The sequence below is a fragment of the Pseudomonas sp. YA1 genome, assembly GCF_058680555.1.
On record NZ_JBZWBG010000028.1, the window covers coordinates 53,070 to 65,621 of the forward strand.

The following is a 12,552-nucleotide window of genomic DNA, read 5'->3' on the forward strand; positions in this document are numbered from 1 at the left end:
GCGCCGCTGCGCCGGCGCTTCTTTTTTCTTTCCCGACAATCGATCGCGGCTCTCCGGCAGACAGGAGGCCGGGATGCCATGGAGTGAAACATGACCGCAGAAACCCTCGCCAAGACGCCCCTGCACGCCCTGCACCTGGAACTGGGGGCGAAGATGGTGCCCTTCGCCGGCTACGACATGCCGGTGCAGTACCCGGCCGGGGTGCTCAAGGAGCACCTGCACACCCGCGAGCAGGCCGGTCTGTTCGATGTCTCGCACATGGGCCAGATCCGCCTGGTGGGCGCCGATGCGGCGCTGGCGTTGGAAAGCCTGGTGCCGGTGGACATCCTCGACCTGCCGGTGGGCCAGCAGCGCTACGCGTTGTTCACCGACGAGCAGGGCGGGATCCTCGACGACCTGATGGTGGCCAACCTCGGCGATTGCCTGCTGCTGGTGGTCAACGCCGCCTGCAAGCACCAGGACCTGGCGCACCTGCGTCGTCACCTGGAGGGCCGTTGCAGCGTCGAGCCGCTGTTCGAGGAGCGTGCCTTGCTCGCCCTCCAGGGACCGGCGGCGGTGCGGGTGCTGGAGCGCCTGGCGCCGCAGGTGGCGCAGATGACCTTCATGCAGTTCGCCCGCGTCGAGCTGCTCGGCCAGGACTGCTACGTCAGCCGCTCCGGCTATACCGGCGAAGACGGCTACGAGATCTCCGTGCCCGCCGCCCATGCCGAGGCCCTGGCACGGCGCCTGCTGGCCGAGCCGGAAGTGGCGCCGATCGGCCTCGGCGCGCGCGACTCGCTGCGCCTGGAAGCCGGCCTGTGCCTCTACGGCCACGACATGGACAGCGCCACCACGCCGGTCGAAGCCAGCCTCGGCTGGGCCATTTCCAAGGCGCGTCGCGCCGACGGCGTGCGCGCTGGCGGGTTCCCCGGCGCCGAGCGGATCTTCGCCCAGCAGGCGCAGGGCGTTGCCAGCAAGCGCGTCGGTTTCCTGCCGCAGGGGCGGATGCCGGTGCGCGAGGGCGCCGAGATCGTCGATGCCCAGGGCCGGGCGATCGGCAAGGTCAGCAGCGGCGGTTTCGGTCCGAGCCTCAACGCGCCGTTGGCCATGGGCTACGTGCCGAACGAACTGGCCGGCCTGGGCAGCGAGGTGACGGCGATGGTGCGCGGCAAGCCGGTGACCCTGGTGGTCAGCAAGATGCCCTTCGTGGCGCAGCGCTACTACCGCGGTTGAGCCCCTGGCCCTCTCTCGCTTCGGCGGGAGAGGGCGGCGACCGGCCTCACGGGTGTTTCGGCCGCTGCCGTTGCAGGCCGAGCTTCTTGGCCCGGTGGAATACCGCCGCGCGGGTCTTGCCGGTCTGCTGCGCGCACCATAGCGAACCGCGCTGCTGGTAGTGCTGGCGCAGCAGGTCTTCCTCGGACTTGCTCCAGATCGCATTGTTGCGGTCGCGCTGGCTGTGCGGGGAAAGCTCCTCGGCCTTGCTGGCGACACTCTGGTAGCTGCGGCCGAGCATGTAGGCGCACCAGGCCAGGCTGCGCTTGCTGCCGTGGCGGCGGATGAACTCGACCTCTTCGCTGGACCAGGCGGCCGGTGCCTTCGGCGGCGCCTTGCGGTCCAGCGAGCGGGCGAGGGCGGCGCGCGCGCGCGCCACCGCCTGGTCGCCGGGATTGTTGCGGCGGGTCACGCCGAGGGCGCGGCGCCAGCGCCCCACCAGGCTCGGACTGAAACCCCACCAGAACTGCACCGACTCGGCGCATTCGGTACGTACCGCGCGCAGCAGGTCGCCGCAGAGAATCGGCGAAGGGCGGCCGCTGCGCTTGCGCGTCGGCCAGCGGAACAGGCCGTCGGTGAAGCCGCCGACTTCCACGGCGCCTTCCAGTTCGTCGACCAGCCAGTCGCCGGGGATCACCAGCGGGCTGGTGTAGGGCGCGCCGAGCAGCAGGTGGTTGATGGTAGCGACAGAGGTAGGGGTGTCTGCAGTCATGGGACGATCCTTGCTGATACCGGGCCAGCTGGGCTGGCCATATCCCTGAGAGCGGCGTCGCTGCGGCGTGGCGGGCGACGGCGCGTTCGCTTCCCGTGGTTCGGGCGGTCTTCCGGCGGAGGGCGACTGCCTGTCGCGCCTCCTTGGGAATGGGCTGGAGGCCGTGCTCATGGACGGGCTCCACGATAGATGCGCCAGGCCAGCCGGCCGGGACGGGCGGCGATCGCCGCGTCCACCTCGATGCGCGGCAGGTCCAGCGGGTCGCAACGGGTATCCACCAGGCCATTGCGCGCGCCGAAGGCGAAGCGGTAGCCAAGCCGGCCGAGGGCGGCGCGCAGGCCGGGTTGCGCAGGCGTCGCGGCGGGCGTGGCGCGAGCTTGGCAGAACACCGGCAGAGGGGCGGCGCAATGCTGCTGGAGCTGGCGGTGGGCGCGGCCGAGACAGTCCTCGGCGCAAAGGCCTGTCGCTGGGTGCGGGTCGTGGCCGTGCAGGCCGAAGCGAACCAGGCCGCTGTTTTCCAGGCGGCGGACCCGTTCCCAATCGCCCGCGCCGTACGCCGCGGGGGCCGTGCAGGCCGCGCGCAAGGCCTGCTGCGAAGCCGGGTCGAGGCGTTCCAGCTTGCGCAGGAGGAGGTCGAGGCTACGGCTGCGACGCTGGTCGTCGCCGGTGCGTTCGAGCACCCGCATGAGCGCAGCGCCGCCGTAACGCTCCAGCAGTTCCAGCAATGGCTCGGCGGCAGCCGCATCGGCCTGCCAGAGGGTGTCGGCGACCGCTTCGCGCCAACTGCGCGGGTCGCCGCCGATGAAGGCGCTCGCTGGCATTTCGTAGCGCTCCAGCAGCGGGTAGACCAGCTCGGCCAGTTCCGCAGGGTTGCCGTCGACGCTCAGGGCGATCCGCAAGCAGGCTGGAGCGGGGCTCTCGAGCAGATGTTCCAGGGGCACGCAGAGGAAGTGCCGCTGTAGCCACAGCAGCAGGGTTTCCAGGCCCTGGCGGTCGAGGCAGCGCCCTTGCCGGTGCGGCAGGGCCGCGCGCCGCCGATCCGCGACTACCCGTCCCAGGCGCAGCACGATGCCGTTCTGGCGCAGCCGGCGCTGGCCCACGGAGGAGTTCAGGAACGTCATCCCGATCAGGCTTCGCATGGCATCCCCCGGCTCATCGACGATCCGTCACCGGCGATGGTTCCGCGTGCGCGGCAGGGCTTTCGCCAGCCTGTCCGGACGCTGCGCCGTGAACTCCGGCCCCGGCGGTCGATTCGGTCATGGGCGAGCCTCCTGGGTAATCCGCACAAACGTTTGCTGCGGCCACGCCAACGCGTGGCTCGAACCGGGGCTTGGCGGGGACCCGGCGGGTGTTCGATAAGGACTGCATGGCACCGGATAACGCTGCAAAGGATCGATGTGATTCTTTTTTGACGCTACCACAGTCGATAGTCGAATTATTGACGCTTTGCCGCTGTTATAAAACCGTCAGGCTATGCGAAAAGTCCTGCTGGCTACGCGTGGAGGCCCGGAGCGGCGTGCCTTTGAGGGGGAAGCGGGGGAGCCGGCAGGCCTATGCGGATTGGTTATAAGAAATCCGTTTCGAATGAAAATTGCCGACGAATGGTCGTTTGTGCGGATGTCCGGTGGTTTTTCCCGGCTGCTTAGAACCTTTCGGTTGGACGGGGGCTTGCCAAGTGTGTTGCCCCCAGTCTTTCGTCTTCCAGTCAAGAGCCTGGGGATGCAGACTGTTTTTCAAATCATGACAACTTCTTAACGCGCATTGTTATAAAGTTGCGGACGTTTGCGCCGGCCTGGCCGGCACCTTCGAGTTTTGCCTGGAGTGAAGATGAGAGTCGACCTGGACGCCGAGGGCGTCGCCGCCGAATCGCTGCCGCGTTTCCAGCAGGCGCCCCGGCAGTTGCGCCAGTTGTGGCGATGGGCAGCGGCCAGCGTCGCATTGGCCGCCGCCTGCGCCGTGCTGGGGTTCTTCATCGGCCTGTTCGCCGCCGACTCGCTCTGGCCGCCGCTGCTGTACAACCTCGGCGCGGCCTGGCTGGTTCTGTTCGCCGGTCTGCACGCGGCCTACCGGGTCGCGGCCTGGCGTTGCGTGGTCCTCGGCGCGGAGGCCAGCGCGCGGCCTGCCTGGCTGCGCTGGCAGCGGGGCGAACCCGACGCCGCCGCCGACAGCGCCTATGAACGGCTGCTGGAGCGCCTGGGCCAGGCCATCGCCCACGGCCTGGCCCAGCTCGGGCACGCTGCGCTGTGGCTGGCGGCGAGCGCGGCGCTGGCGTTGTGCCTGGTAGCCGCCGGCTGGCGTCTCGACCTGCCGCCGGCCAGTTCCGGGCAAGCGGCCGACCTCGCCATCGGGATCTGCCTGCTGCTGGCCTTCGCGGTGCTGGTGCTGGAACGTCGCTTCGCCAGCCAAGGGCCGGCGCAGTGGCCGGAAGCCCCGGCCCTCGGGCAACTGGCGCGGGCGCTGATCGGTACCCTGGTGCTGGCCGCCCTCTGTCTGTTCCTGGCTCGCCAGGGACACCCCTGGGCCCCGCGCCTGGCGGTACTGCTCGGCCTGTTGCCGGCGGCGCTGGCGCTGGAGTTGCTGGGCAGGGCGATCCTGGCGATGTTCGCGCCGCAGCGTGCCGGCCTCGAACCGCGCCTGGTCGCCACCAGCCTGCTGGCCGACCTGTTGCGCTGGCCGCCGCGTCCCCTGCAGCGTCTGCAGCATGAGTTGCACCAGCGCTTCGGCATCGACCTGCGTCAGGTCTGGGCCTTCGGTTTCATGCGGCGGGCGTTCCTGCCGGTGCTGGCGGTGGTGTCGCTGAGCGGCTGGCTGCTCAGCGGCGTACGCGAGATCGGCATGGATGCACGGGGCGTCTACGAGCGCTTCGGCAAGCCGGTCGCGGTGCTCGGCCCCGGCCTGCACCTGGGGCTGCCCTGGCCGCTGGGGCGGGTGTTGGCGGTGGAGAACGGGGTGGTCCACGAGTTGGCCACCAGCGTCGCCGCCGGCGACGGCGGAGCCGAGCCGCTCGCGCCCGCCGAAGGTCCGGCCCCGGATAGCGCCAACCGCTTGTGGGACGCCTCCCACGTCAGCGAGAAATCGCAGGTCATCGCCAGCCTGGCCGACCGCCGGCAGAGCTTCCAGATCGTCAACATGGACGTGCGCATCGTCTACCGCATCGCTCTCGACGACGCGGCAGCGCTGGCGGCGACCTACCGCAGCGCCGACGTGCCGACGCTGGTGCGCAGCACCGCCAGCCGCGTACTGGTGCATGCCTTCGCCTCGCGGACCCTCGATGAGGTCCTCGGCGAGCAGCGCGCGGGCCTGGCCGAGCAGATCGGCCAGGCCGTGCAGGCCGATCTCGACCGCCTCGGCAGCGGCGTCGAGGTACTGGGCGCGGCGGTCGAGGCGATCCATCCGCCGGCCGGTGCGGCGAACGCCTACCACGCGGTGCAGGCCGCGCAGATCACCGCCCAGGCGCTGATCGCCCGCGAGCGCGGGCAGGCTGCCGCGCAGCGCAACGAGGCGCAACTACAGGCCAGCGTGGCGCACGACCGGGCCAGCGCGCAGGCCCGCGAGACCCTGGCCGCCGCGCAGGCCGCCGACCGGCGCTTCGCCGCGGAGCGGGAAGGCTATGCCGACGCCGGCCAGGCTTTCCTGCTGGAGGCCTACTACCGCCAACTCGGACGCGGCCTGGGCAAGGCCAACCTGCTGCTCATCGACCACCGCATCGCCGGCGCCGGCGCGCCGACCATCGACCTGCGCAGCTTCGGCCTCGGCCGCCTGGATTCCCCGTCTTCGTCCCGTCCGTCCGCCGCTCCGGCGTCCGCGGCCGGGCAATCCGCACCATGAGGAGAGCGCTCTTGAGCCTCGGTCACTCCCACTCGCACAGCCACCACGAGCATCATCACGATCACGATCACGATCACGATCACGATCACGATCACGATCACGATCACGGCCATGGCGCACAGGCCGCGCCGCCCTGGCGCCGGCTGCTGGTCGCCGCGCTGCTGGTGCTGTTCGCCGTCGCCGCCGCTTGCCTGGTGCAGGTGCGTTCCGGCGAGGCGATGGTCATCACCCGTTTCGGCAACCCGGCGCGGGTCCTGCTCGAACCGGGCCTGGCCTGGCGCCTGCCGTTGCCGTTCGAGAGCGCGATCCCGGTCGACCTGCGCCTGCGCACCACCTCCAGCGGCCTGCAGGACGTCGGCACCCGCGATGGCCTGCGGATCATCGTCCAGGCCTACGTGGCCTGGCAGGTACAGGGCGACGCCGACAACGTGCAGCGCTTCATGCGCGCGGTGCGCAACCAGCCGGACGAGGCTGCCCGGCAGTTGCGCACCTTCGTCGGCTCGGCGCTGGAAACCACCGCCAGCGCCTATGACCTGGCCGACCTGGTGAATACCGAGGCGTCGCGGGTGCGTATCGGCGACTTCGAAGCGCGCCTGCGCGAACAGATCGACAATCAGTTGCTGGCGACCTACGGGGTCAAGGTGGTGCAGGTCGGCATCGAGCGCCTGACCCTGCCCAAGGTGACCCTCGGCGCCACCGTCGACCGCATGCGCGCCGAGCGCGAGACCATCGCCACCGAGCGTACCGCCGAGGGCCGTCGCCAGGCCGCGGAGATCCGTTCGGCGGCGGAGCGCGACGCCCGGGTGATCCAGGCCGAGGCTTCGGTGAAAGCCGCGGAGATCGAGGCCCAGGCGCGGGTCGAGGCGGCGCGCATCTACGGCAAGGCCTACGCCGGTTCGCCGCAGCTGTACAACCTGCTGCGCTCGCTGGACACCCTCGGCACCATCGTCAACGGCGATACCCGCCTGGTCTTGCGCACCGATGCCGCACCGTTCCGCGTGCTGGTCGACGGGCCGCCGGCGTTCCCCGCCGAAGCGCCGGCCAACGGGCGCCGGCCATGAGCGGCGAAGCGCGCGAGGGGCTGCACAGCCCCTGGCTGCAGGCCGGACGCCTGGCGTTCCTCGCACTGTTCGGCGTGACCCTCCTGGCGGCGCTGGCCTGGGCGTTTTCCAACGTCCGCCAGATCGGCCCGGAGAACCGCGCCGTAGTGCTGCGCCTGGGCGCGCTGGAGCGCCTGGCCGGTCCCGGCCTGCTGCTGGCCTGGCCGCAGCCGCTGGAGCAGGTGGTGCTGCTGCCGTCCGCCGAACAGGTGATCGAACGCCGCGTCGAGGGCCTGCTGCGCTCCGAGCAGGCGCGTCGCGCCGACCTCGACGTCAGCCTGTCCAGCGACGCGCTGGCCGGCTCCGGCTACCTGCTGACCGGCGACGCCGGGGTGGTGCAACTGGACGTGCGGGTGTTCTACAAGGTCGACGACCCGTACGCCTACGTCCTCCAGGGCGCCCACGTGCTGCCGGCGCTGGACCGGCTGGTGGCGCGCAACGCCGTGCAGGTCTGCGCCGCGCGCGACCTGGACACCATCCTGGTGGCGCGCCCGGAGTTGCTCGGCAACGACAGCGCGGTCGCCGAGCGCCGCGAACGCCTGCGCGGCGACCTGGTGCAGGGCATCAACCACAGCCTGGCGGCGTTGGCCGCGGCCGGCAGCGGGCTGGGCATCCAGGTGGTGCGGGTCGACGTGCAGTCGAGCCTGCCGCGCAATGCGGTAAGCGCCTTCAACGCGGTGCTGACCGCCAGCCAACTGGCCGAGCAGAACGTCGCCAAGGCGCGCACCGAGGCGGAGAAACTCACCCAGGCGGCCACCGAGGGGGCCGACCGCACCCTGCAGGTCGCCCGCGCCGAGGCCGGCGAACGGCTGGCCCAGGCGCGCCGCGACACCGCCAGCATCGTTGGCCTGGCCCCGGCGCTGGGCGCGACCGATCCCGGCCTGCTCTGGCGCCTGTACCGCGAACGGGTGCCGGCGATCCTCGGCAAGGCCGGTTCGGTCGGCAGCGTCGATCCGCGCGACGACGGCCGCCTGATTCTGCAAGGCGGGCAGCCATGAGCCGCTGCCCGACGGTGCCCTTCGCGGGCTGTGAAACAATGGACGGACAAGCGAACGTGAAACGGCTACCCTGCGTCGGCATCAACCTTCGGTACGCGCTTCCGCCAGCGGAACGCGGCGCCGAGTCGAACAACCAGGCGAACGGGACGGGCAATGACGGCAGGCGGTATTCCATTCACGGGCAACGGTGCGCGGCTATCACCCGGCAGGGCCCTGCTGTGCGGGCTGGCGCTGTTGCTGTGCGGCGGCGAGGCGCTGGCGCGGCAGTTGCCGAGCGACATGCTGGTGGGCTTCGTGGCCAGCGCGCAGTACCCGGTCATCACCCTGAAGAAGCCCAAGCAGAGCCTGCTGCGCAGCGTGCTCACCCTGGGGCTGGGGAAGAAGACCGTCAGCTATTCGGTGGCGCCGTCGGTGCGCATCCGCACGGCGCAGAACCTGTTCATCGTCTATGGCCGCATGCCCCAGCTCAAGGGCAGTTTCGTCGGCCTGAAGAGCGACAACAACGGGCAGGTCAAGCAGATCTGGGAACTCACCGAGAAGGAAGCCCTGGACTACGTACGCCGGCCGGACGCGCGCTTCCCGCAATAGCCGCCGCGGCTCGCCCCGGGAGGTGCGCATGAGCGAGCCGACCGCCCACGGCAGCCATGGCGGCTGCGCGCATCATCATCATCACCTGCCGTTCGGCGGCGGCCTGCTCAGCCGCGACGAGCAGCGCCGCGCCGCCCGCCAGCTGAGCCTGGCGATGCTCGCCCTTGGCCTGTTGCTGCTCGGCCTGGCCTGGCGCTGGCTGGCGGCGGACCAGGCCGGGGTCAGCCAGATCCTGCTCGGCGTCGCGTCGCTGCTGGTGGCGCTGCCGGTGGCCCGCTCGGCCTGGGACAGCCTGCGGCATCCGAGCCTGCACGGCGTCACCGACCAGTTGATCGCGCTGGCCATGCTCGGCGCCTGGGCCAGCGGCGACCTGCTGACCGCCGCGCTGCTGCCGATCATCATGATCTTCGGCCACGTGCTGGAGGAGCGCAGCGTGATCGGCTCCCAGGAGGCCATCGCCGCCCTCGGCGAGCTGACCCGCAGCCATGCCCGGCGGATCGAGGCCGACGGCAGCCTGAGCGAGGTGGACAACGCCAGCCTGCGGCCGGGCGACCAGGTGGAAGTGCGCGCCGGTGACCGGGTTCCGGCCGACGGGCGGGTCCTGCAAGGCCAGGCCAGTCTCGACACCGCGCCGATCACCGGCGAGTCGGTGCCGCTCGAGGTGGCGCCGGGGATGGAGGTCTACGGCGGCGCGATCAACCTCGACGGCCTGCTGCGCATCGAGATAACCCGTACCGGCGAGGCCTCGACCCTGGGCAAGGTGATCGGCCTGATGCAGCAGGCCGAGCGCGCCAAGCCGCCGATCACCCGCCTGCTGGAGCGCTACGCCGGGCAGTACATGTTGCTGGTGTTGCTGATCGCCGCGGTCACCTGGTTCGTCACCAACGATGCCCAGGCCATGCTCGCCGTGCTGGTCGCCGCCTGTCCCTGCGCCCTGGTGCTGTCCGCCCCGGCCACGGCTATCGCCGGGATCGCCGTGGCCGCCCGTCATGGCATCCTGATCCGCAGCTCGGCCTTCCTCGAGGAACTGGCGGACCTGACTTCGCTGGTGGTCGACAAGACCGGCACCCTGACCCACGGCAGCCTGCGTCTGCAGGCGCTGCGCCTGGCCGATGCCGCCGAGGAGGCGTCGGTGCTGCGCCTGGCCGCCAGCCTCGGCGCCGCCAGCAGCCATCCGGTGAGCCGAGCGCTGGCGGCCCTGGCGGCGCACGATGCCTATCATCCATTGAGCGATATCCGCGAACGCCAGGGGTTCGGCGTGGTCGCACGAACAGCGGCGGGCGAAGCCGCCCTCGGCCGGCCCGAACTGTTCCAGCAACTGGGCATCGACGCCGGCGAGGTGCCGGCGCACGAGGGACCGATCGCCGGAATCGCCCTGGACGGGCGCTTCCTCGGCTGGCTGCTGCTGGCCGACAGCGTACGCGCGGAGGCCGCCGAGGCCCTGGCCGATCTGCGCGAACTGGGTCTGGGCCGGCAACTGCTGCTGACCGGTGATCGCCAGGCGGTGGCCGACGCCGTGGCCAAGCAGGTGGGGATTCGCCAGTTGGTGGCGCAGGCGTTGCCGGAGGACAAGTTGCGCCAGGTCGGCGCGGAGATCGGCAGCGGTTTCCGGCCGATGGTGGTCGGCGACGGCATCAACGATTCGCTGGCGCTGAAGGCCGGTGTGGTCGGGGTGGCAATGGGTGCCGGCGGCGCCGACATCGCCCTGGCCTCGGCGGATATCGTGCTGATCGGCAGCGACCTGCGCCGGCTCGGCACCTGCGTGCGGCTCAGCCGGCAATGCCGGCGGACCCTGCAGGTCAACGTGGCGATCGGCCTCGGCTGGACCCTGGCGATCGTCGCCGCGGCAGCCTTTGGCCTGCTCGGCGCGGCCGGGGCGATGGTCGCGGCGCTGCTGCACAACCTCAGCACCTTGCTGGTGCTGGGCAATGCCGGACGCCTGCTGCGTTTCGAGGAGCCCCTCGGGCAGCCCCGGCCGGCCGTGGAGGGACGCGAAGAGGAGGGTACACCGTGAGGCAGGCGCAAACGCGACGCAACGGCTGGCGCTGGCTGGCCCTGGCGGTCGGCACGCTGTCCGCGCTGAGCCTGGCCGAGGCGTCGATGGCGCGCTGGCCGGCAGGCTGGCAGGTCAGCGACCTGCCCGCCGCGCAGCCCGGCCAGGCCGGCGCCGGCCAGCGCCAGCGCGCGGTCAAGTTGCAGGCAGACGGCTCCCAGGCACTGGTGATGGAAGTGACGCGGATGCCCTTGCAGAGCGGGCAGGCAGTGAACCTGGAGAAAGTCCTCGGGCACATGCGCAAGCTGGTGCAGATCGAGTTCCTGCGCAACGGCCTGCAGACCGCCTGCACCTCGCCGCAGCCGTCCACCACCGGCGGGCTGGCGGCGCTGGAGACCACCTGCACCATTCGCCAGCGCGGCGCCGTGGTGATGAAGCAGACCTTGCTCACCGCGGCCGGCAAGACCTCGGCCTATTCGCTGTCCTATGCCGGCCTGGCCGAGGCCTACGACGCCAGCCAGGCGGAAATCCGCGCGGTACGGGAAAGCCTGCGCTTCGAGTGAGCGAAATCGGACGCGGTCGGGGCGGGGGCTGGAGTGTCGGCGGATACCGCCTGCGGCGCTATTCGCCCTACGGAGGGTTGCATTGGGGTAGGGCGGATAACCGCTTGCGGTTATCCGCCTTGCGTCTGTCGCGGATCATTTCTTCCCGGCGTTCTGCAGGATCTGCAGGGCCTGGGTGGTGGCGGTGATGCAGCCCTTGGTGTCGCCGCTGGCCTGGTCCTGCCTGGCCTTGGCCTGGAGTTCCTTGACCTCGGTGACCCGCGCACCGGTGACCGAGGTCTTGCCGCGCACGGCGAGGATATCGTCCAGCTTCTGCAGGTTGGCGCCGCACAGGTCGGTGCTTTCGGCGGCTTGGGCGGTGCCGCCGAGCAGGGCGGCGGCGATGAGCAGGGTACGCACGATCATGGCAGTTCTCCTTTGTGGGCCGGGTGGCCGGACGGGGGAGAGACGACAGGCTCCTGGGAGTCTTCTCCGCATGCCCAGTATCTGACCGGAGCGTCGCCGGAATGGTTCGGTCGCTCAGCCGTTGCCCCAGGGCGGGATCGACAGCGCCTGCTGGAGATGCTGGATGAACGCCTTGACCTTCGGCGACATCGCCGCCGCCCGCGAATACATCGCGTAGATCACGTCGTCGAGTGGGCGCAGGCCGGGCGCGGCGTCCACCAGGCGGCCGTTCTTGAGGTCCTCGGCGACGATGAACAGCGGCAGCAACGCCAATCCCTGGCCGCGCAGGGCGGCGTCGCGCATGGCCTGGCCGTTGTTGCTGCTGAAGCGTCCGCGTGGCGAGACGGCGCGGGGCTTGGCACCGGGGAACGCCGGTTCGAAGGTCCAGACCTGGCTCGGCGTGGCGTTGTTGTAGCCCAGGCACTCGTGCTGCATCAGTTGTTCGAGGGTGTCCAGCGTGCCGTGGCGTTCCGCGTAGTCGGGGCTGCAGCAGACCACCCGCTGGCTGTTGGCCAGCGGCCGGGCGATCAGCGAACTGTCGTCCAGGCGGGTGACGCGGATGCTCAGGTCGTAGCCTTCCTTCTCGAAGTCGGTGAGGCGGTCGTCCATCTGCAGGACGATCTCCAGGCGCGGGTGCTGGCTCATGAAGTCGGCGATGATCGGCGACAGCCAGAGGGTGCCGAAGCTCATCGGGGTGACGATGCGCAATTCGCCGCACAGGTCGTTCTCGCGCAGGGCGACGATCTCCGCGGCGTTGTTGAGTTCCTGCAGCGAGGCCTTGGCGGCCTTGTAGAAGAAATGCCCGGCCTCGGTCGGCTCGACGTTGCGCGTGGTGCGATAGAGCAGGCGGACGCCGAGGCGTCGTTCGAGATCGCTGACGCGCTTGCTGATCACCGACTTGGACAGGCTCATGCGCTCGGCCGCCGACGTCACGCTGTTGAGTTCGGCGACGTTGAGGAAGGCTTCGATATCGTCGAAGCGCAGGCTCATCGGTGGGCCCACGATACAGTGGCAATCGCTCGACGCATTCTCGGCTCCTCCTGGTCGTTTTCCTTGGGCTTTCTATCCGCTTGAT

The 12,552-nt window shown here is 70.5% G+C and carries 11 protein-coding genes; 7 read left to right on the forward strand and 4 right to left on the reverse strand.

Annotation, left to right across the window (positions count from 1 at the left end; translation table 11 throughout):
- Positions 1-90 precede the first annotated feature (90 nt).
- Positions 91-1,212 (forward strand): glycine cleavage system aminomethyltransferase GcvT, encoded by a 1,122-nt coding sequence (gene gcvT, locus AC4OR5_RS29125; RefSeq protein ID WP_003136335.1) that lies wholly within the window; start codon positions 91-93, stop codon positions 1,210-1,212.
- 46 nt (positions 1,213-1,258) lie between these two features.
- Here the strand turns inward: gcvT and AC4OR5_RS29130 are convergent, their stop codons facing one another.
- Together AC4OR5_RS29130 and AC4OR5_RS29135 are read right to left on the reverse strand one after the other, a co-directional pair.
- Positions 1,259-2,134 (reverse strand): hypothetical protein, encoded by an 876-nt coding sequence (locus AC4OR5_RS29130; RefSeq protein ID WP_003139207.1) that lies wholly within the window; start codon positions 2,132-2,134, stop codon positions 1,259-1,261.
- The gene (locus AC4OR5_RS29135) at positions 2,131-3,102 is read right to left on the reverse strand and encodes a polysaccharide deacetylase family protein (protein WP_058160331.1); all 972 of its coding nucleotides are present in this window, start codon (positions 3,100-3,102) and stop codon (positions 2,131-2,133) included. The genes AC4OR5_RS29130 and AC4OR5_RS29135 overlap by 4 nt, the downstream gene beginning before the upstream one ends.
- Before the next feature lie 688 nt (positions 3,103-3,790).
- Here AC4OR5_RS29135 and hflK (AC4OR5_RS29140) point away from each other — a divergent pair.
- The 6 genes from hflK (AC4OR5_RS29140) (at position 3,791) to AC4OR5_RS29165 (ending at position 11,033) form a co-directional block, all read left to right on the forward strand.
- Complete coding sequence (hflK, locus tag AC4OR5_RS29140) at positions 3,791-5,791, forward strand: protease modulator HflK (protein ID WP_023086194.1); 2,001 nt, start codon at positions 3,791-3,793, stop codon at positions 5,789-5,791.
- An 11-nt stretch (positions 5,792-5,802) separates the two neighbouring features.
- On the forward strand, positions 5,803-6,852 hold the full coding sequence (gene hflC, locus AC4OR5_RS29145; protein WP_046602495.1) for a protease modulator HflC: 1,050 nt from the start codon (positions 5,803-5,805) through the stop codon (positions 6,850-6,852).
- Positions 6,849-7,889 carry a protease modulator HflK gene (hflK, locus tag AC4OR5_RS29150; protein ID WP_023108418.1) on the forward strand — a complete coding sequence of 347 codons (1,041 nt, stop codon included), beginning with the start codon at positions 6,849-6,851 and terminating at the stop codon, positions 7,887-7,889. The genes hflC and hflK (AC4OR5_RS29150) overlap by 4 nt, the downstream gene beginning before the upstream one ends.
- 153 nt (positions 7,890-8,042) lie before the next feature.
- Positions 8,043-8,477, forward strand: coding sequence for a hypothetical protein (locus AC4OR5_RS29155; RefSeq protein ID WP_003089693.1), 435 nt, complete (start codon positions 8,043-8,045; stop codon positions 8,475-8,477).
- 28 nt (positions 8,478-8,505) lie between these two features.
- A complete protein-coding gene (locus AC4OR5_RS29160) occupies positions 8,506-10,491 on the forward strand; it encodes a cation-translocating P-type ATPase (RefSeq protein ID WP_023086196.1) in 1,986 nt (661 codons plus the stop codon).
- Entirely contained in the window at positions 10,488-11,033 is a 546-nt protein-coding gene (locus AC4OR5_RS29165; RefSeq protein ID WP_003116899.1) for a DUF4946 domain-containing protein, read from the forward strand. The genes AC4OR5_RS29160 and AC4OR5_RS29165 overlap by 4 nt, the downstream gene beginning before the upstream one ends.
- Positions 11,034-11,168: 135 nt before the next feature.
- Here AC4OR5_RS29165 and AC4OR5_RS29170 read toward each other — a convergent pair whose 3' ends face one another.
- A complete protein-coding gene (locus AC4OR5_RS29170) occupies positions 11,169-11,438 on the reverse strand; it encodes a PA2433 domain-containing protein (protein WP_003089681.1) in 270 nt (89 codons plus the stop codon).
- A 114-nt stretch (positions 11,439-11,552) separates the two neighbouring features.
- Positions 11,553-12,467 (reverse strand): LysR family transcriptional regulator, encoded by a 915-nt coding sequence (locus AC4OR5_RS29175; RefSeq protein ID WP_003089677.1) that lies wholly within the window; start codon positions 12,465-12,467, stop codon positions 11,553-11,555.
- Positions 12,468-12,552: the final 85 nt, after the last annotated feature.